Origin of the sequence: Chlorogloeopsis sp. ULAP02 (assembly GCF_038404745.2) — a bacterium.
Taxonomy (GTDB): Bacteria; Cyanobacteriota; Cyanobacteriia; order Cyanobacteriales; family Nostocaceae; genus Chlorogloeopsis.
This window is the reverse complement of sequence record NZ_JAYKTT020000054.1, coordinates 40572-61161: the sequence shown is the minus strand read 5'-3', so window position 1 is coordinate 61161 and position 20590 is coordinate 40572. Positions and strand designations below refer to the sequence as shown.

The 20590-nt window shown below is 39.9% G+C and carries 20 protein-coding genes; 4 read left to right on the top strand and 16 right to left on the bottom strand.

Annotated features, from left to right (window positions below; genetic code table 11):
* Positions 1-46 precede the first annotated feature (46 nt).
* The 3 genes from U2718_RS19075 to U2718_RS19065 form a co-directional block, all read right to left on the bottom strand.
* The gene (locus U2718_RS19075; RefSeq protein WP_341996113.1) at positions 47-1543 is read right to left on the bottom strand and encodes an NAD(P)/FAD-dependent oxidoreductase; all 1497 of its coding nucleotides are present in this window, start codon (positions 1541-1543) and stop codon (positions 47-49) included.
* A 175-nt stretch (positions 1544-1718) separates the two neighbouring features.
* Positions 1719-2474 carry a DUF3598 family protein gene (locus tag U2718_RS19070; protein WP_341996112.1) on the bottom strand — a complete coding sequence of 252 codons (756 nt, stop codon included), beginning with the start codon at positions 2472-2474 and terminating at the stop codon, positions 1719-1721.
* Between the two features lie 85 nt (positions 2475-2559).
* Positions 2560-2925 (bottom strand): Lin0512 family protein, encoded by a 366-nt coding sequence (locus U2718_RS19065; protein ID WP_341996110.1) that lies wholly within the window; start codon positions 2923-2925, stop codon positions 2560-2562.
* Positions 2926-3075: 150 nt separating this feature from the next.
* Between U2718_RS19065 and U2718_RS19060 the strand changes: the two genes are divergently transcribed.
* Together U2718_RS19060 and U2718_RS19055 are read left to right on the top strand one after the other, a co-directional pair.
* Entirely contained in the window at positions 3076-3951 is an 876-nt protein-coding gene (locus U2718_RS19060; RefSeq protein ID WP_341996108.1) for a GNAT family N-acetyltransferase, read from the top strand.
* Between the two features lie 197 nt (positions 3952-4148).
* Positions 4149-5168, top strand: coding sequence for an LD-carboxypeptidase (locus tag U2718_RS19055; RefSeq protein ID WP_341996107.1), 1020 nt, complete (start codon positions 4149-4151; stop codon positions 5166-5168).
* Between the two features lie 232 nt (positions 5169-5400).
* Here U2718_RS19055 and U2718_RS19050 read toward each other — a convergent pair whose 3' ends face one another.
* The 5 genes from U2718_RS19050 to U2718_RS19030 form a co-directional block, all read right to left on the bottom strand.
* Positions 5401-6465 carry an ATP-dependent 6-phosphofructokinase gene (locus tag U2718_RS19050; protein WP_341996105.1) on the bottom strand — a complete coding sequence of 355 codons (1065 nt, stop codon included), beginning with the start codon at positions 6463-6465 and terminating at the stop codon, positions 5401-5403.
* A gap of 12 nt (positions 6466-6477) precedes the next feature.
* Entirely contained in the window at positions 6478-6672 is a 195-nt protein-coding gene (locus U2718_RS19045; protein ID WP_026087746.1) for a DUF2949 domain-containing protein, read from the bottom strand.
* Between the two features lie 349 nt (positions 6673-7021).
* Positions 7022-7897 (bottom strand): polyphosphate kinase 2 family protein, encoded by an 876-nt coding sequence (locus U2718_RS19040; RefSeq protein WP_341996103.1) that lies wholly within the window; start codon positions 7895-7897, stop codon positions 7022-7024.
* Between the two features lie 2 nt (positions 7898-7899).
* On the bottom strand, positions 7900-8388 hold the full coding sequence (locus U2718_RS19035; protein ID WP_341996101.1) for a hypothetical protein: 489 nt from the start codon (positions 8386-8388) through the stop codon (positions 7900-7902).
* Positions 8389-8557: 169 nt separating this feature from the next.
* Positions 8558-9130 carry a peroxiredoxin gene (locus U2718_RS19030; protein WP_341996099.1) on the bottom strand — a complete coding sequence of 191 codons (573 nt, stop codon included), beginning with the start codon at positions 9128-9130 and terminating at the stop codon, positions 8558-8560.
* Between the two features lie 233 nt (positions 9131-9363).
* On the opposite strand from U2718_RS19030, the gene rlmN reads away from it, so the two are divergent.
* A complete protein-coding gene (rlmN, locus tag U2718_RS19025; protein ID WP_341996097.1) occupies positions 9364-10584 on the top strand; it encodes a 23S rRNA (adenine(2503)-C(2))-methyltransferase RlmN in 1221 nt (406 codons plus the stop codon).
* A 231-nt stretch (positions 10585-10815) separates the two neighbouring features.
* Here rlmN and U2718_RS19020 read toward each other — a convergent pair whose 3' ends face one another.
* From U2718_RS19020 to U2718_RS19005, 4 genes are all read right to left on the bottom strand, one after another.
* Positions 10816-10992 carry a replication restart DNA helicase PriA gene (locus U2718_RS19020; protein WP_341996095.1) on the bottom strand — a complete coding sequence of 59 codons (177 nt, stop codon included), beginning with the start codon at positions 10990-10992 and terminating at the stop codon, positions 10816-10818.
* An 836-nt stretch (positions 10993-11828) separates the two neighbouring features.
* The gene (gene uvrC / locus U2718_RS19015) at positions 11829-13745 is read right to left on the bottom strand and encodes an excinuclease ABC subunit UvrC (RefSeq protein WP_341996093.1); all 1917 of its coding nucleotides are present in this window, start codon (positions 13743-13745) and stop codon (positions 11829-11831) included.
* A 206-nt stretch (positions 13746-13951) separates the two neighbouring features.
* Complete coding sequence (locus U2718_RS19010) at positions 13952-14377, bottom strand: response regulator (protein WP_341996091.1); 426 nt, start codon at positions 14375-14377, stop codon at positions 13952-13954.
* 621 nt (positions 14378-14998) lie between these two features.
* Entirely contained in the window at positions 14999-15490 is a 492-nt protein-coding gene (locus tag U2718_RS19005) for a hypothetical protein (RefSeq protein WP_341996088.1), read from the bottom strand.
* A gap of 164 nt (positions 15491-15654) precedes the next feature.
* On the opposite strand from U2718_RS19005, the gene U2718_RS19000 reads away from it, so the two are divergent.
* Positions 15655-17577: a serine/threonine-protein kinase gene (locus U2718_RS19000; RefSeq protein WP_341996086.1), complete on the top strand. Its 1923-nt coding sequence runs from the start codon at positions 15655-15657 to the stop codon at positions 17575-17577.
* 465 nt (positions 17578-18042) lie between these two features.
* On the opposite strand, the gene U2718_RS18995 is transcribed toward U2718_RS19000, so the two are convergent.
* The 4 genes from U2718_RS18995 to ndhL form a co-directional block, all read right to left on the bottom strand.
* Positions 18043-18687 (bottom strand): heterocyst differentiation related protein, encoded by a 645-nt coding sequence (locus tag U2718_RS18995; RefSeq protein WP_341996308.1) that lies wholly within the window; start codon positions 18685-18687, stop codon positions 18043-18045.
* A 280-nt stretch (positions 18688-18967) separates the two neighbouring features.
* Entirely contained in the window at positions 18968-19792 is an 825-nt protein-coding gene (gene trpA, locus U2718_RS18990; RefSeq protein ID WP_341996084.1) for a tryptophan synthase subunit alpha, read from the bottom strand.
* A gap of 78 nt (positions 19793-19870) precedes the next feature.
* Positions 19871-20182 carry a DUF3007 family protein gene (locus U2718_RS18985; RefSeq protein WP_341996082.1) on the bottom strand — a complete coding sequence of 104 codons (312 nt, stop codon included), beginning with the start codon at positions 20180-20182 and terminating at the stop codon, positions 19871-19873.
* A gap of 26 nt (positions 20183-20208) precedes the next feature.
* A complete protein-coding gene (ndhL, locus tag U2718_RS18980) occupies positions 20209-20421 on the bottom strand; it encodes an NAD(P)H-quinone oxidoreductase subunit L (protein WP_341996306.1) in 213 nt (70 codons plus the stop codon).
* Between the last annotated feature and the right edge of the window lie 169 nt (positions 20422-20590).

Here is a 20590-nt window from a genome sequence, read left to right as displayed (position 1 = left end):
TAGCTTTTATTTTGTCACGGATAGCTGCTACTTCTACAGGCAATCATTAAATCTCTGCTACTTTCAACACTACGGCTAAATATCCAATCATGAACATTAAACCAAGTAAATAGAAGATTTGGGTTGTGCGTTGAACCATAGCCCAGATTTGCTGGTAGGAAAGTTCCTGGTTCTGGATAAGAAGGAAAGCTGGAGAACTAAATATGAAAGGTAGTAACCGACTAAGTAAAAGTCGGAGAAAAAAGTTGACACTCCATAAGTTTCTGCGCAGAGGATCTTGGTTATACTGCCACGGAAAAGCAGTTTGGGCAAGACGTACCAAAGCTTTAACGTCAGGTAACCGTAAAGATTCGTATGAAGGCAGAGCCTGGGAAATATCATCATTACTTCTCGATAGTGCTTCGTTAAGGACACATACATCTTCTAATGCCGAATTCACCCCTTGTCCAATATCTGGAGGAAAGCAATGGATGGCATCTCCTAAAAGTACTATCCCAGTTGCACAAGATTGATTTGTTTTTAATAAGAAGTGTAAACTACAACAGTGTTGGGGAATGGGAAAAGAACCACCTTCACTTTTAGCAAATCTATCTGCTTCTTGGGGTGAGACGATTTGATGTATTGGCAATTGGGGGAAGGCTGGCTCTAAAAAGTTGTACAACTCCTCACTATTTTTTAATTTCCAGATTTCGTGGTCTGGGTATGTAATGATATTTGCAGTTCTAGGTTCATCTGAGTTTTTAAGCGGCAATAAACCAAGAGACACAGAACGCGTGCGCCCTTTAAAAGCCCCACGAATAGCATAAGCCATTGTAGATACGGCGTGTTCTTCGCCATTGTGATCGAGAGGTAAATTTGGCGGTAAGCTTAGAACTTTATACCTCAACCCGGAACTGGGCGAAGGAAAAAGTTTCATTTCAAATTTATCCGAGCCAGATTTATCCCACTCTTTTAAGGTATTACGAACAATGGAATTAAGACCATCACAACCAACCAAAAGATTGGGTTCAAATTTTACAATATTGCCATTTTCTCTGGCAACAATCTCAAGTTTTTCTTCTGCGTTATTTACAGCTAACTTATTGATTTGGAGACAGCTTGTGTTGAAAAGTACTGTGATGCTGTCTTGCCAATTCCGTTCGATTTCTTGGTACAACAAAAGCAGAAATGCTCTTCTTGGTAGCCAATAGGCAGTTTTGCGTTTTGGATCTACTATAGGTAATTTAAAAGTTTTACGGTTACCATCTGGTTTGATTGTTGTTAAATAAAATTCTGTACTTGGAACGCTAATTGTTGATAGTTGTTGAGTTAATCCTAAAAAATCAGTGAATTTTTGACCGCGTCCATCAATTTGATAACTGAATGATTTATCTGGTTCATAATAGTCAGCAGTTGGGCGTTTTTCTAGAACTGTAATATTTTGCCAGCCACGCTTGGCTAGTATGATTGCAGTAGCAAGTCCTGCTGGCCCTCCTCCTACAATCAATACTTTACATTGAGAGTAGTTAGTTTCGCTGGCTGCAAATAAATTTTCAGTATTCATAATTTATGTTGATGTTAGCCGTTTTATTCCGCCATAAGCCTAACAATTGAAGCATAGCAGCTATTTTTTTAACTCATATCTTCCAAAGGAGATGAAGATGAAATAAATGGTAGCAGTAGTGAGTGCGATCGCCTTGCACTAAATTGTAAATTTTAAATGCTAAATCAACTCACCATTAGTTTGTAAGCTCAAAGGTTTCCAATTTAAAACTTGTAAAACCAGAAGTATCATAATTACGAATACCGCGTTGGAACAATTGAGGATTAATTTGCCAATCTACTACCATAAACAAGTTTTCTCCAGGGTAAACATTTCGTGGGCAACTGATAGAAATACCATCGGAAAAATATAAAATCAGGGAATCTGTACCAAAAGATTCTAGTCTATGCCATGATGTTTCCCTAGCAGAGGATACTATCCAATCAGGTGTCATGGTTTTGCCCCTTCCTCTCCAGTTGTTATGAATATCTTTTTCAGACAATGGAGGATTTGGATGTTCTGGAAAAGTTGTTAAAGTTTCTGGGATAACTACAATTTTTTCTAAATTGCCAGCGCTATTATATAAACTTGCGACACTCACGCGTCTATCTTCATATCTAAAACCTGTTTCAAAACCAAAATTGGAACCAATTTCGATTTCGGTAGAACCCCAAAAAAAACTGTTATCTAAAAATAAGGCTCTGGTAATTGGTTTATGATAAGGGCCAAAGGTCTTTGTCTCTTTTTTTCCATCTAGATATGTATAGTGATTTTGGTGATAAATCTCACTGCCATCGGGGCTAATTTTAAAGCTTCTAATACAGTGAAAAGTCTCTATTATTTGTCCGTTTGGCTCGTATCTTGTCCAAGTTCCATACCAATCATTATTAGCATGGTATCGACAAAAATTATCCCAATTTTCTAGCTGTGCTTTCATATTTTTCTTACTCATGATTAACTTCTGCTCACTCTTTTCTATGAAACACTTTAGAAATTAATCGGCTCTTTTTGACTGAGTTTTATACTCACTGTCTCAGTCACTCATTTTCAATCAAAACTGTCACCGCAGCGACAGCTATCAACATTTCGTCATTTTTATCGTTAAGTTCTGCAATTGCTCTTCCTTGCACAACCATTCCCCCAAGTTTCACATTCAAAGATTTACGCCCAAAAGGTAGTACAGCAAGTACTTCTTCATTTCGTACTTGCTCTGGGTATGGTACTGCAACTTCCACTTCCACGATCATGTTATTTGGATCGCTTAAGCCAGCTACTTCCCAAACACCAGGCAAGGCATTGTTAGCAATGGCATTTCTTACAGCCCTTGCTGCTGCTATTGTTGGATCTTGTCCGTGTTGATCTACTCCCATCCCCATCTCGATAATTAAGCGTTGACGCGCCATTTTTACCTCTTGAAGTATTTCGGATTGCTAGAGATTTTCTCTACACAGCCTACTAAATTTCTCAAAACATTAGCCTGTTGATCGGGAAATGACTTTGTAGTGTGTCTAGTATAAAAAAATAGAATTACGTTTTTGTTGAGTACAGAAACTATGAATCAGTATCGCTTCCGGCAGTCATTTTCTGAAGATCCGAGATTAAGCGATCGCCTGTTTAACCTACTAGAGATTGCATTCCCCGGAGTTAGGGATGCGGCAGCACGCATTCGGAAGTTGGGTGCAGCTTGGGAAGATGCTTCTACCCCGTTTATCCGCTTCCACGATAACTTAGCTGTTACCCATGTGGGGATTCTGGAGATTCCGATGCGACTGATGGGAAAAGATGTGATTGTAGGGGGAATTCACGGTGTATGCACCCATCCCCAATTTCGACGGCGTGGCTACTACCGGGAAGTGATGGAGGAGGTACTGAACTACTGCGATCGCCGCTATCAAACCTTGGTATTAACTACAGCAAAACCCGAATTATATCAATCTTTTGGCTTTCGTTGGATCGAAGAACATATTTTTACAAGCAAGTGTGATTCAAAAGGTGGCATTGATGGCTTTCGGTTGCTAAATACTAGCGATCGCAATGACATACAATTGCTACACCGACTTTTGGAAACACGCCAACCTGTATCTAACATTTTGGGAATAGTAAATGAGAAAGCGATATTCTGCTACCAAGAAGGAAACAATCCCCTGTATTATGCCCAGGATTTAGATTTGATTGCGGCGATGAAGATAGAAGATAACAAACTCAAGCTTTTTGATTTGGTAGGAACACAGATATGTACTTTGGAAGCTATTCTTAAACGAGTGCCGCAACCAATTAACGAAGTTGAAATTTATTTCTGCCCGGAACGCTTAGATGCTGATGTACAAGCACTTCCTCACCTACTTGACGGCGATTCTTTTTTGATGGTTCGTGGTGCTTTCCCCCTAGAAGTAGAGAAGTTCATGCTACCCCATGCCGCTCGCTGTTGATGATTAAGTGGCTAGGCAAAATTAAAGGTATGGGTGGAGGCAACCTGCATATCTACCGTTCCTTACACCCTATTCAAAGAGCACAAAAAGTAAAAGGTAGAAGGTAAAAGTAATGGGAAGGTTGTTGCTTTTACCCTTTACCTTCTGTTTTTTTCCTATCATTGGATACAGGTCTGAAATGATACCATATTTTTACAATGACTATCAAGCGCCGAAAAATTGTCAAAATCTTGGGTTTAGGTGCTCTCTATTCTCAAATTCCTATTTTTACTGCTCAAGGCAAATTATATTCAGACACATTAGTTAAGCCACCACGTTTACAAGTAGGTGACACAGTAGGATTAATTAGCCCTGGTGGTGTAGTTGAAGCACAAGACATTGAAAAAGCAAAACAAGCATTATTGACTTTAGGATTAAAGGTAAAGCTAGGGGCGCATATTTTAGATAGTTACGGTTATTTAGCAGGTAAAGATATTAACCGTGCGAAAGATGTTAATACTATGTTTAGCGATCGCTCGGTAAAAGCCATTATTACTATGCGTGGTGGTTGGGGTTGCAATCGAATTTTACCCCTGATTAACTATTCCCTAATTCGCTCCCATCCAAAGATTTTCATAGGTTACAGCGATATTACTTCCCTTTTATTAGCAATTTATACTCGTAGTCAGCTAATTACTTTTCATGGCCCTGTTGCTACATCTACTTGGAATGAGTTTACCGTAGATTACTTCCAGCGTATCCTTTTTAATGCAGAAGTTGTGACAATGACAAATACCCTCACAACTGAACTTAGCCGCAAAATAATTACTCCTGGGAAGGCTAAAGGTAAATTAGTTGGTGGTAATTTGTCGGTACTATCAGCAATGCTGGGATCTTCATATCTTCCATCATGGCAGGATAGCATCTTATTTGTGGAAGATATAGGCGAGGATATTTACCGCGTTGATCGTATGCTCACTCAGTTAAAAAATGCGGGAATTCTTAACCAAATCGTTGGTTTTGTGTTTGGAAAATGTACTAATTGTAGTCTTGGTGATGAACCATCGCTGACTTTAGTTCAAGTATTAAACGATCACATTCAACCCTTGGGTATTCCTGCTTGGTACGGTTCAATGATTGGTCATATTAAGGATAAATTTACTGTACCTGTAGGTGTTGATGTGGAAACAGATGCCGAGAATGGCACACTACGAATGCTAGAAGCTGCGGTTCGGTGAGGTAACTTAATTGACGAGTTGAGGCTGACGCGGGGACAGGGAGACGCAAAGACGCAAAGAAATTTTCTTGCACTCCTCTTACCAACAGCCACTAGGCAGCAGCCCCACAACCCTCATTACTAGGTTCAACCTGGTAACAAGAACTGGAGCCTCTAGCTCCATTTTAGATAAAACGAATGAAAAAACACTTCTATTGTCTTTCCTTCTGCCCTCTGCTCTCTGCCATCTGCCTTCATTTACCCACATAAATACCCAAACAGCGGGCAGTTTCTACTAAAAAACTATTGGGATCTACCAGTAAAGGACTTTTCGCTAAAACTAAATCTAAAGAAACTGGTACTACTCTCCCATTCTGCCAAGATACCATTAAACTGGTGTGTCCGCTAACAACTAAATCTACAGCGGCTTTACCAAAAGCTGTAGCGATCAAGCGATCGCTAGCCGAGGGAATACCACCACGTTGGATATGTCCTAATACTGAAACTCGAACGTCTATAGGATAAGTGCTGCAACGCCGAATTTCATCAGCGATATACTGTCCCATTCCACAAGTCGGTTGTTCACAGGCTGGTTGCAAAGTTGAATCTTCAGCGATGCGAATGCCTTCTGCTACGACAATAATTGCAAATCTACGCCAGTTGCGATCGCGTAATTCTGCTAAATGTTGGCAAATTTCTTGAATTGAATAAGGAATTTCCGGAATTAGGATGATATCTGCTCCACCTGCAATTCCCGCCTGTAGCGCCAAGTGTCCGGCTGTACGTCCCATTACTTCTACAATCATGACGCGATCATGACTAGCAGCAGTAAAAGTCAAACGATTTAGAGCATCAACAATTGTATTAACTGCTGTATCAAATCCAACTACTCTTTCTGTCAGTGCTACATCATGATCGATAGTTTTCGGAATGGCGATGAACTGCCAATCACCTTTAGATTGTAGCTCTTTGAGAATTGCTAAACTACCGTCTCCACCAATACCAATCAAGGCATCCAATTCTAAAGCCTGATAACCAGCTAAAATCTCATTAATACGAGCAAGAGTATCTCCTTTATTAATGCTGCCGAGAATCGTTCCGCCTATACACAGTAAAGGATCGATACCGTGTAAATCTAAGCCATGCATAGACAGAGGAACTGTTTTTCCTTCCAAAAGTCCCGTCGTGGCGTAGGGAATACCCACCACCTCCCAATCATGAGTCAGGGTGGCATGGCTGACAACTGCTCTAATTGCAGTGTTCAATCCGGGACAGTCGCCGCCACTGGTAAGAATACCAAGACGTTTTTTTGTTTTCATTGTGGCTTAACCTCAACCATTCCCCTGCAACCAGTCAAAAATCAAATCTAGCTGGTTCAAAGTTACCAACCCATATTGCCACAGAATTATTGGTAACAAATTCGGATTTTGCTCAGGATGCCGCAATGCTAATTGCAGATCATCTGCTGGAATCGCTAAATCTTCTTGCAAAAAACTTAGGAATTTTGCAAGTTTACTTGCTTCCATACTTGCCACCTCTTTTTGGGCAATACTCATGAGATTAAGTTATAAACCTGAGGAACTTGTGAGGATTTGATGAGATTAAGCTTGGCTTTCAAAATTAGCCATACATAACTTGCGGTCAAGTATGGATTTCTGTATAGCCTTGAATAAACAATGTTCAATCCAGCTGATTACTTCTTTTTGCTTACCCTAGTGAACAAGAAGCTCTTTTGATTTAGCTTCAGGATGAGTACTTATGGTTAAAAAGCAGTATTCTATTTGGATTGGCAGTATTTGGGTTAATTAATAGGCATAATATCACTATCACAATGGAGGTGAATTTTAAAATTTTTATCTTTTTCTCACTCTATAGCTAATCTTCTCGTTCTAATATTGCTTTTGCCTGTAAAAGTTGCTGTTTATGTTCATCGCTGACAATTGGATATTTTAGATTAAGTTCTTTTAATTTCGAGCAGATAATTTCAGATACAGCAAGACGCATAAACCATTTGCGATCGGCAGGAATAATATACCAAGGCGCCCAATCTGTGCTGGTATGATTGAAAACATCTTCATAAACTTTCATATAATCATCCCAGTGAGCACGTTCTTGAACATCATTAATTGAAAACTTCCAATTTTTTTCTGGCAATTCAATTCTGTCTAAAAAACGTTTTTTTTGTTCTGTTTTAGAAACATTTAGAAAAAATTTAATAACTATAATGCCATTATTTACTAGATATTTTTCAAAATTGTTAATTTCCTCAAATCGTTGCTGCCAAATATGGTTTGCCTTGAGGGATTCAGGCAATTGTTGCTTTTGTAGGAGTTCTGGATGAACACGAACTATTAAAACTTCTTCATAGTATGAACGATTGAAAATGCCAATACGTCCTCTTTCTGGCAATGATTTGGCTGATCGCCACAAATAATCATGATCTAACTCTTCTGCACTTGGTGCTTTAAAGCTAAATACCTGACAGCCTTGTGGATTGACACCAGACATCACATGCTTAATCGTACTATCTTTACCAGCGGCATCCATTGCCTGAAATATAATTAACAAAGCATAAGTATTTTGAGCATACAGAACGTCTTGATATTTTCTTAGTTGCTGAACGCCTGCTTCTAATTTGCCTTGTGCATCAACCTTACTTTGGAAATTACCCGTATATTTAGGATCATAATCTTTTAATAAAATTTTAGAACCAGGTTCAACAATTAAATGGTTGTGGTTGATATTATTCATACTCAGCGTTTCTTGAATTTTTGAGGCTTTTCAGTAGGACGCATTGCTTCTCGTCCGAGAATAAACATTCCCGCTACGCCCAAACACACAAACCAAACATATTGATACCAATATAAACCAATTTGTTGAACTGAACTGAGTTGGGGATGCAAAGTGGTGAGATAAAGTAACAGTACAACTATCATCAGTGCTCCAAAACCAACAAAGCTTAATCCCACACGGATACGTGCAGTTCGCAGTTCCCAGTCGCTAATTTTCTCTAGTTCAATTTCGGCTAACTCTTTTAAAGAATCTTCGGCAACAGAAGAAGCAGCTTGCAAGTTTTTTCCTAGCTTTGGCGGTAAAAGTGGTACCAGTGTTGCGACTGTTGGACGACGCAGTAAAGCCTCAGTATCTCTTAGCAATTCTAGTGGTTTAGGAGGAGTAGGTGGTTGAGCAAATTCAAATTCTTCTGTTGGATTTTGAAAGTTTACTTCGCGTTCAACATTCATAGTACGCCTCGCCAAGGAGCTATCAGCTTTTATTTACTAGTAATCAATTTTTTCTAATTCTGCCCATTTATATTATGAGTTTAAGACTAATTACTCATTACTAGTGACTAAAGAGGTTTTAAGGGTGTGAAGGTGTAAGGGAAGCATTATCCCCTACTCCCATATATCCCTATACCCCCATACCCTTAGCAGTAGTTTTTTGCAATTTCTCTAACCGAGATAAGACTTCTTGACTGTGGATAGCTGGATTGACTTTGACAAAAGTCTCGCGCAGAACACCCTGCGGATCGATGATAAATGTGTGACGCATCGAGACAAAACTCATCCAAGAACCGTAGGCTTTACTCACTGCACCAGTTGTATCTGCTAATAGGGGGAATACTAAACCCTCTGAATCACAAAATTCGGTGTGGGAACTAACATCATCCGCGCTCACACCAATAATTTGAGTATTTTTTTCTAGATATTTGGGTAAGTCTTGCTGAAAACGACGTGCTTCTATTGTGCAACCAGGAGTGAAATCTTTTGGATAAAAGTACAGAACTACCCACTTACCACGCAAATTAGAAAGAGAAATTTCACCATCACCAGAGTTTGTCGGCAAAGTAAATAGGGGTGCAGGTTGATTAATAGGCGGCAGTTTACCACCTAAGGCATGAGCTGTTGGGGCAAAATTCAACCAACCGATCAGAGCAAAACAACTAACGAATAATATGCTCAAAAAATTGCGGCGAGAAATCATGAGTGCAAACCAAAATAAAACTTAACATAAGTTTATAATGATGAGTTTTCAAATTGAGGAAATACCTCTCTAACTATTATTCCTCTTCCTCTGTGCCTCTGTGGTTTTATTGTTCCGTAGCTCGTGCGTAAATTCTAAATTTTTTAGAGAGAAATAGGCGATCGCTCTAGGTCAAAGCAAGATTCGGCAAGAGGTTATAGGATAGATATGCCACCGTGAATTTGTGACTTTTTATGTCTGCTACGCCTCTTTTTCCTGGGGTTGACTCTCCTACCAAAAAAAAATTAGATCCAGCATCAGGAGAATTAACTCCTCCCTTGCTGGGTGCTTCGCTTGCCGAGTTAACCGCTTGGGTACAACAAAAAGGACAACCTGCCTACAGAGGAAAGCAGCTACACGAATGGATTTATCACAAAGGCGTGCGATCGCTTGCTGATATTTCTGTCTTTCCCAAACAATGGCGGGCAGAAGTTGCAGAAATTTCCATTGGACGCTCTACTATTCACTATCGCTCTGTTGCTCCCGATGGTACTGTCAAGTATCTTTTGCAACTAGCAGACGGATATATTATCGAAACAGTCGGTATCCCCACTGATCGAAGAGGGGGAGAGTCGGAGACGCGGGGACGCGGGGACACGGAGAACTTCCCAAATCACGCCACTTGCGACAACGGAGCGAACCTCCGCAACACAGTGGCTGCAAAATCCAAAATCCAAAATCCAAAATCTCTGGAACGGTTGACAGTTTGCGTTTCGACTCAAGTTGGTTGTCCGATGGGATGTGATTTCTGTGCAACTGGAAAAGGTGGCTATAAACGTAATTTGGCACGGCACGAAATTGTCGATCAGGTATTAACTGTTCAGGAAGATTTTCAGCAGCGGGTGAGTCATATCGTATTTATGGGTATGGGTGAACCGCTATTAAATTCAGATCATGTTTTAGGAGCGATTAAATCTCTCAATCAAGATGTGGGTATTGGACAGCGCTGCATGACTGTCTCTACAGTGGGGATAGGCGATCGCATTCGTAAATTTGCCCAACATCAACTACAAGTTACCCTCGCAGTCAGTCTCCACGCTCCCAACCAAGCACTACGAGAAAAACTCATCCCTAGCGCCCGTACCTATCAAATTGAAGATTTGCTAGCTGAATGCCGTGAATATGTGGAAATTACGGGACGTCGTGTAACTTTTGAATATGTACTGCTTGCGGATGTTAACGACTTACCAGAGCATGCTACAGAGTTGGCACAAAGACTACGGCGATTTCAAAGTCATGTTAATTTAATACCATATAATCCTATCTCTGAAGTAGACTACAAACGCCCGACTTCTAGTCGCATTCAAGCTTTTGTCAAAGTTCTCAAACAGCATCATATTGCTGTGAGCGTACGCTACTCTCGTGGTTTAGAAGCAGATGCTGCTTGCGGACAACTACGAGCAAGTAAGCAGTAGTTAGTAGGGGAGGCAGCGCGTTAAGGAGCCAGTGCGCCCTTGCGGGTTTCCCGCGTTGTAGCACCTGGCGTCACCTGGCGTCGGGTTCCCCCGGTTGTAACGACTGCTATGCGGGTTTAGAAGATAAATCATCGGTTTTAGCCGAAAGATAATCAACGAAATCCGTCCGTACAGTAGTTAGTAGTTAATAGATAGTAGGTAGTTGTTAACCACTATCCATTAACCTAATTATCAACGTGCATAAATTCCAGGGGCATAAGCTTCAATAACTTTACCAGTAAGGGTGCAACATACCATTAAGTAGTCGCAACTTTGGCATTGAGTTCTTGTTAATTGTCTATCAGAAATATAATATCTTTCTCCTTTACTACCGCAATTGGGGCAGTAAATACTTTGTACTATCTGCATTTTTAAATCCCTGGATATCATGATTAGTTTTGCTTGAAACAATAAGCAGGCTAATGAAACTAGCTAACTTTTAATTTCTCATACTTAACAAAAATCAATATTATATTAGCCAGTAAATCAATTTAGCCTGGAAAAACTTAACAACCTATAATTCTTTTGATTATCTTAAACTTTATCTATATAACCATCTAGCTTTGGATATAAAAGCATCTTGTTTATGCTGTATTGACTTATGGTTTCTGCGATCCCTACTAAGATAAGCTTGAGACTATACTAACTTTAGTCCCTTTTGTTTATTTTTGCTAATAAAAGCAGCAGTAGCTTTTAGCAAGACTTGGGCAAATCATATTTGGTTAACTTTAGGCTCTAATGGCACCCTACTTCATCACAAGATTGAGGGTAATTCCAGTGCAAAAATATTCTTTTGCAAAATTCTTGCAAATTTTGTATATTAAGTTACAATTTTTAAAGCTAGGCGCAAAAAGAATGGAAATTAGAATTTTGTCTAAAATGTAGTTCAAAAATAGCGTTATTATTAAATTAGTAAATACATAACAAATTAGAAGTTCGAGTAAAAAAATATTAATTCTAAGTCGAAATGATTTTTTTGCTACTGCAAAAAAATCATTAATGTTTAGAGATAAAATTTAAGAAAAACTTCCAATCAACAGATGAATAGCTTCAGCCATATTTGCTAATCTAATGATTAGTAATGGGTAATGGGTAATGGGTAATGGGTAATTAGGTAATGGGTTTTTCCCGCTTATCAATTACCCATCATTTCTTTTCTCCTGCTTATCAGCATTTAATAAGCCTTAGCATTTTACCTATCTACTTTAAGCGGGATGAAAATAGTCATAAATTTCCTGAGCCAAACGCGAGCCAATTCCTGGAACTTCAGCTATTTGTGCAGGTGTAGCTTGGCGAATATAATCAACTGAGCGGAAATGCCCCAAAAGCTGTTTTTGGCGATAATGCCCCAAACCGGGAATTTCATCTAAACGCGATCGCTTCAATTTATCGCTGCGTTGCTGGCGATGAAAACTGACAGCAAATCGATGCGCTTCATCTCGCAATCTCCGCAGTAGTTGTACACCTGGTTGTTCTGACTCTGTTGGCAGCGGTTCCGATTCTCCTGGTAGAAAAATTTCTTCTCGCCGTTTTGCCAGACTAATCACACGCAAGTCTTCCAATAAATTCATATCTTGTAAAACTGCTACAACTGCTGATAACTGACCTTTACCACCATCAATCATAATTAGATCAGGCCAGTCAGGATTCCCAATTCGTGACAATTGCGGATCTTCGGTATACTTGCGAAAGCGACGACAGATAACTTCAGCCAGACTGGCAAAATCATCCGAATGTCCGGTTGTAACTGTGGGATTTTTGATTTTGTAATGGCGATAGTGTTGCTTGGCACTGATTCCGTCGATAAACACAACTTGAGAAGCTACAGCATTCGAGCCTTGAATGTGAGATATATCATAGCCCTCAATGCGATGAGGTAAGTCGGGCAAATCAAGGATGGCAGCTAAATCTTGCATCGCTTGTTGGTTGCGATCGCCCAATTTTTGCATTCTTTGCAATTCATATTGAGCGTTTCGCTCTACCATTTCTATCAATTCTGCCTTGGTTTGTCGCTGAGGAGCGACAATCGTCACTTTTCTGGCTTTGCGCTGTGTCAGCACATCCGCCAATATCTCTGTATCTGGCAATTCATGCTGCACCAAAATTTCCGTAGGAATCTCCACCGCATCGGCAGTTTGGTAGTGTTCCTCCAACACGCGTTGTAAGATGGCTCCCATCAACCCTCCCTCACTGCCCCCCGCTTGCGGGGGGGATGAAAGGGGGGGTACTTCCGCAACATATGCAAGTCTACCCACCAATTGTCCGGCACGAATTTGAAATAATTGAATGCAGGCGTGTTGTGCATCCGCTGCTAAAGCGATCGCATCACGAGAAACCGTATCATCTGGTAGGGAAACTTTTTGATCGGCATTGAGAGACTTTAGCCCTGCAATTTGATCGCGAATCCGTGCTGCCGCCTCAAAGTTAAGTGCCTCTGCTTGCTTGTGCATTTGTTCTGTCAGGATGTCAATCAGTTCGCTGCTTCGCCCTTGGAATACCATCGCCACTTTTTGCACAGTTTTGCGGTATTCTTCTGGGGAAATTAGCAACTGACACACACCAGGACAACGTCCTATATCGTAATTTAAGCAGGGACGGTCTTTAAATAGTGGTTGAGGGCGCTGTCGCAGAGGAAATATCCGCTTACACAAGCGCAATATCTCCCGCAGTAAGTGAGAATCAGTATAAGGCCCGTAATATTTGTCCTTTTCTTTACCTAATTGACGCTTACGGGTAATATAGATACGGGGATAATCTTCTGACCAAGTAATACAAACATAAGGATATTTTTTATCATCCTTCAGCAACACGTTGAAATACGGTTGGTGCTGCTTGATCAGATTAGCTTCTAACGCTAGAGCTTCCGTTTCAGTATCGGTGACAATGAATTCAATCTCTGTCACCTGCCTTACCATTATGGCGATACGTTCGCTGAGTTTTTGTGATTCTCGAAAATAAGAACGAACACGCGATCGCAACTTCCGAGATTTACCTATATATATAATGCGATCGCTTCCGTCTCGCATCATATAAACTCCAGGTTCTGGTGGAATTTCGGCTAAACGACTTTCTAGACGTTCTGGTTCTTTAATTAGTGGTAGTGTTTGAGCTGATGTTGTCACAACCAAAGTTTGGCAACTTTATAATTTACCTATATTTATTTTAAGTAAAATTACTATGAAATTTTATTGAAGTTCTCGTGATCAGGTTGAACTTGGTAACGAGGGTTTTGAAGGCTATTGGAACTAGTGCAAGATGAGAATATATTTATTTTAAGTAAAATTACTATGAAATTTTATTGATTGTATATTTTTCTATATTGCCAATTTCACTGGAAAAGCTTACAAGCTAATTCTTCTTGAATTGCCAAAATCAACTCAATCAAGTTTACAGGTTTAACAAAGTAACGACGAGCACCCAGTTTGATTGCTCGTTCCCTATCTTCTTTAAAAGCAAATGCCGAAACGATAAAAATCGGTATATGGGATATATCTGCTTCTTGCTGTATTCTTTCTAGTAAAGAATAACCATCAATATCAGGTAGTTTTAAATCTAATAAAATCAAATCTGGTTGAAACTTTTTGATAGTAGAAATAAAATCAGATCCTCCTGCCAAACTCTGAACTTTATATCTAAAGTGATTCAGATAATCACTGAGTAACATTCTATTGATATCATTATCTTCTATTAATAAGATTCTTTGTCCTTTATGGAATGACAATTGTTGCTGAATTTTAAGTAATTGCGCTGTCATTTTTACCTATGTATATTTAGGTTAAAAGTCAACAATTCTTGCAAAAATATAAAAAAATCGCTGCTAAACTTATTGGATGTTAGAGTATTTAATTTGCCTAAAACAGTTATAATTAGAAATAAATTAAATATTACTGCCCTATTAAATTATACTTTCTGTTCACTAAAATAGTTTGCGTTCCAGAATACTATACTCAAAATCCCAATTTAACTAAAAGTTAAACTTTTCTTTAAAATAAGTTTTAGAAACTTGTGCTAAGTTATCATTTTTTAAATATTGTGAGAGTAACCCCCCAGAGCACTCTGCATACAAGTAAGGAATTTAATCACAAAAGTATTCAGAAGACATAAACTCATATAATTATTCCCGTAACGAAATTATGAAAACCTCTATTCCCTATTTCCTATTTTGAAGTTGAAAACTAGATTTTTAGAATCCTCTTACTTCTGCAATAGAGCCATCATTAAAAAACTGACTCTGTTTTCACAAGTAAGCAGTAGGGCTTCTCATTTGCCAGCGGGTAGAGTATTAGCCTGTGCAAAAACACTTTCGCGTCTATATATTCTTAGTCGTTGATCAAAAATTCCCCTCTCCATTTGGGGAAAGGGGCTAGAGATAAAGTTATTCTGGAGGTAAACTTGCAAACACTTGTTCGACTAACCCTTTCGTTTTAGCTTCCAAAGCATTCCAATCCACATCACCCGTTTCATCGATTAGACTAGTATCAATATCAACTGGTTCATCACTCAAGGAATTGTAATCAACAAAACATACCCGGTAACACAATTCCCACAAATCCACACTTACTTGCTGCTCTTGACGCTGCAAACACAGATGATATCCTGGATGGGGCATTGGTAGACGGGCGAGAGTCTCTCTAATTTCAAGTGCTTTCTCAGGAGTTGCGGCTTCTAGATCTTGTAAAAGTCTTGTCACAACTGCTTTTGTCTCATCGCTGGTATTTGGGGGCCAAATCAGTACATCCTGGTAAGTTCCCTTCCAAGCAGATACATCAAGCAATTTGCGAATATTATCCACAACGCGAATGAAAGCAGGTTGCATGAGGAGTTCAGCCTGCCGCCACGCGACTGAATTTGTTATTTTAGGTGGCATGGTTACTAAAAAATGATATTGAAATCAAAATTAACAATGTTTTTTGACTAAAAAATTGCATTTTACATCCAAATCTTTTCTCAAGATAACGGATTTTATCGAGGAAATTTTGGAGATATTTATTACCATCCTGAGAAAATGGATGTTAATACTGGGGAGGGAATATGATTGGCAAGTTACTAGACCATCGATACCAAGTCATGCAAGTCCTAGCAACAGGAGGATTTGGTGAAACATATATTGCCCAGGATACAAAACGGCCGGGTAATCCGATCTGCGTAGTTAAGCACCTTAAGCCAATTAGCGCCGCTCCCTCATTGTTTGATACAGCTAAACGCCTATTTGAAAGCGAAGCCGAAACTTTAGAAAAATTGGGTAACCACGATCAAATACCTCGGCTGTTGGCTTACTTTGACGAGAATCAAGAATTCTACTTGGTACAGGAATTTATTGAAGGACATTCCCTTAGTGATGAAATGATGTCTAGTGAAAACTGGACTGAAGGGGAAGTCATAGATTTATTAACAGAAATTTTAAATATCTTAGATTTTGTTCACAGTCATGGTGTAATTCACCGCGACATCAAGCCAGACAATATTATCCGTCGTGCCTCAGACAAGAAATTAGTCTTATTAGACTTTGGAGCGGTGAAAAAATTGCGTACACCCTCCGAATACGCAACCCAAACATCAATTATCAATGCTGCCGGGTACTTCTCTGCTACGGTAGCTATTGGCACTCCCGGTTATATGCCGACAGAACAAGGGCAAGGCAAACCCCGCCCCAATAGTGATATCTACGCTTTGGGTATTATTGCCATTCAAGCGCTAACAGGAGTAGCGCCAGTAGAAATGCAAGAAGATCCCCAAACAGGCGAAATTCTCTGGCAGCACTTAGTACCCATTAGCCGAGATTTGGCGGCGATATTGAGTAAAATGGTACGCTATCACTTTAAAGATCGTTATCAAAGCGCTAAGGAAGCATTGGAAGCGTTGCAGGCAATTGATATCCGCTCTCAAGCTGGAGAATATCGCAAAAATCTCAGCTATGGGGCAACTGCTTTCCCGTCACGCCAATCTCAACAGAAAACGATCGCCCTTGCACCAGCAAATAATGCATCTCCAGCATCGCCAGAAATAGCCACCAAGCCACTTACTTCTGTTTCCAAGAGTTCTAACAGCCCTGACTTATTGCAGCTATTTGTTCTAGTATTTTTGGCAGGTAGTGCTGCTGCTGTTGCGCCGTTGGTAGTTAAGAATGCACAAAATTTTGCTGCGAACATGACAGAAGGTAATGACATCATTACAGCACCCACTTGTTTAGCTGTAGTTGGAGCCAAGCAAGCAAATATCCGCTCAGAGCCGAGTGCGATCACAAGTGATAACATTATGCAAAAAGTTAACAAAGGCAAGAAGCTAGAAGTAACAGGAAGACGGACAAAACGCGGTTGGGTAGAAGTGAAAGTTGACTCACAACGAGCTTGGATAGAACAAGTTCATATCAAAAATAAAGATGGATGGGTTACTTGTCTGCGAGATAAAGGCATTGCTGTGAAAACTGTAAACGATGTTGACTTGATTGGTTCTCTTTCAACTCCCCCAGCAAAATCTGTTGTGGATAGCAAAACTTCGTCTCCAGAAACATTAGATCCATCTTCTTTATCTCCACAATTAGAGTTGGAGAAATCACAGGAAAAAACATCTACCAAGACTGTAGAAAAAGCAAGAAAGAAGTATGAATCTGGAGATTTACAAGGTGCAGTTGAACTGGTGAAATCTATTCCCGAAAATGCCTCTGGCTTGAAACAAACGACTGAAATGTTAAACCAATGGCAACAAGATTGGGCAAAGTCAGAAGCTTTCTTCAATGAGATTAATAAAGCATTAGATAGTGGTCAATGGGATAAAGTTTTGGCTTACAAAGACAAACCCGAAAATTTACCAAATATTCAATACTGGCGAAACAAAATAGAACCGTTATTTAAACAAGCTGCCGAAAATATAGCTAAACAAAAGCTTCCTCAAATCACCAAGCCAAATAATAATTCTAAAGACAAGCTTTCTACTACTGAATCAACTAAACAGTGAAGATAATAAAACATTTAGTGATTAATTTAAAGCAAATTTTATTTATTTGAACCACAATTTTTTGTCGGGGCAGGTTTAGCAGATATTCTTTCGGTTTGAGCTAGAGATTGAGACAAAACCCGCTCTTACAGTATTGTCTGGTCTATTCATCTGAAAATGACTGTAAGAGTAAGTTAAGTAAGATGTATGACGGCTATGCAAGGGTTTAGAAGTATAAGAGAATGAGAACTATCCATATCCATAACCCACCACAATCATGGGGTACGTTCGCTCTGCTTTAACGCGCTCTACTAGACTAACTGTGTATTTAATGATGAAGGGCTTCTTAATAAGTATTAATTAAGTGTCTAAATATTTTTTACTATTAAAAAACATGAAAAATAAGCATGAGAAAACTAATTTTCGCACGTCTGTGTTTTCGGAAAGCTTTTTTACTAAGAGGTGCTTTGTTGTGTTTCAAACTACTTAGTATGTGTCCTCGTATTCTGGCGCATTAACTCGCCTTACTTCAGTGTGAGGTGGTAAAAACTCAGCTCGACGCACTGGAACTAACGGTGTGCCAGAACCATTGTACGGATGAATAACTTGAACGGTACGAGTATGACGCTGTTTAGGAGAGAACAAAGATATTACCCCAGCAACAACAATACCTCCGCCGATAGTTAAAGACATACCTCCCACTGCCCATACTATAGGTGAAGACCACCAGGGGTTTTCGGATTGCTGCATTCGTGACGCTGCATTTTGGTTTTGCTGTGCATTTAATTGCAACTGATAGTTATAAGCTTGTTGGAGTTGAGCTTGGAACTGTTGCATTTGACTTTTGAGTTGCTCGTTTTCCTTTTTTAGCCCTTCATTTTCCATTTTGAGACGTTCCATTGCCAAACGCTCATCAGGGTTAGGAGTTGTAGGTGTTGGAGCAACAGGTTGTGGTGCGTAAGGATTGTATGTCGGTGGCTGCTGTATAACTCCAGGCATCATAGTGGTTGGCAATTGTGGAGCAACTGCAATATTTGGCTGTTGCAGAGGATTTCCAGTTCCCTTTAACAACAAAATAGCTGCTAGCCCCGCCACGGCGACACCGCCGATGAACGCCATACTCTCACTCATTGCCTTTACCTCTATATAGCGAAGCCACCACGATCGCTTGTGACCGATATACTTTAACACTCATAATCATAAAATTTACATCCTAAAAGTACTGTACTTTAAATAACACCCAAATCCGGATAAGCGGTAAAACCTACTTTTTTACCGCTTGATATCTGCTTTATATATTCAAAACTATATTTTTGAAAATGTCTACAAAGGAAGGTAAAAAAACTTTGATTATTAAACATTTTAATCTACCTTCCCAGTTTGTCTCGTTTAAATTGCTATTTGCTTGTGCTTACGGGTTAGCAAGCGCGCTTTTGAGTGTTTGACAAAATTCGGCGATCGCCTTTAAACCTTGCTGTGGAGTACCTTCAGCCAAGCGTTTTACAAAAGCACTGCCAACAATTGCAGCATCCGCTCCCCACTCTTTCACCTGACGAGCTTGTTCTGCTTGAGAAATTCCAAAACCTACACCAATTGGTTTATTAGTATGATTACGTATTTCTTTTAGTAAATTAGATACTCGTGTTTCAACTTGCGATCGCATCCCTGTAACACCAGTCACACTGACTAAATAAATAAAACCTTGGGAGGCGCGAGCAATTGCTTCGATCCGTTCGGTGGAACTAGTGGGAGCTATCAACAAAGTGACATCAATGCCAATTTCAGCAGCAGGTTTGAGCAAGGTTGCAGCTTCTTCTAAAGGTAAATCTGGCACGACTAAGCCAGCTACGCCAGCATTAGCAACTTGCTGGAGAAACGTATCGATACCACGGTTGAGAATGGGGTTATAGTAAGTAAACAGAATAATTGGCGTTGGCGCAGCCTTTTCGGAGGAAACTCGCAAGCTAGAAGAGGTGTCTTTCAGCATTTCTAGCACTTGATCTAAAGTTGTTCCCCTTTGCAAAGCGCGAGTAGCAGCAGCTTGAATAACAGGCCCATCAGCAAGAGGATCAGAATAGGGAACACCAAGCTCAATTATATCCGCACCACTGCGATCCAAAACTCGTAAGGCTTCTACTGTAGTTTCTATATCTGGATCGCCAGCAGTAATAAAGGGGATTAAGGCGCACTCTCGGTTACGTGCCAGGTTTTCAAAGCAATCGGAAATCGCAGTCATTAGTAATTAGTTATTAGTAATTAGTCATCAGTCATTTGTCATTAGTCATGAGCAAAGGACAAATGACAAATAACCAATTTACACCTTATGTTGTTCTTCCTGTTCTATTTCGGCTTGAATTTCCGCTAATTCTTCTGGGGAAAGTTCTTCTAAGCGCTTTTGCAAGTAGGCTTCCTCATATTGTTCGCGTTGCTGATGGTAGGTCATATTATGACTAACTGCACGGAAAAGATATGTCAGCAACCAGCCAACTAATCCACCGACTAGCAAGGCTTGACTCCAGATCCCAGCATTCAAACTATCTAAGCCTGCCAGTTGCAGAAGTAAATACACCAAGCCACCTGCTATAAAAACGCCTAAGCCAATTCCAATAGCGTCAATGCGTCGCATAAGTCTTATGACCTACCATTGTTAATTTAAGCTTCAATTTGCCGCCGCTTGGGTCGAAGATTCACAAACGGTGACAAAACTAATAAACCTGGAAAGAAGAAAAATATCAAAAAGTACATAAATGCACGCTCTATGGAGCTAGCCACATACCAACGTTTATTTAGATAGAACAGCACAGCCACAGGTATGACTAACAGATAAGCTCCAGCCAAAATCAGGTACAGGAGCGGTACCATCATAGATTCCATCATGAGTTTAATTCAGCAATAACCAACGGGTGCATCTTCCTTTCCATCATAGGCTGAAAGCTTGCCACCAGGAAAGTACCGTTGATTGCTTTTGCTCCTGACTATCCAATTATCAAGTCGGCTCAGGAGAATTTTCTGCCTTTTTTTAAAAAAGTTCGGT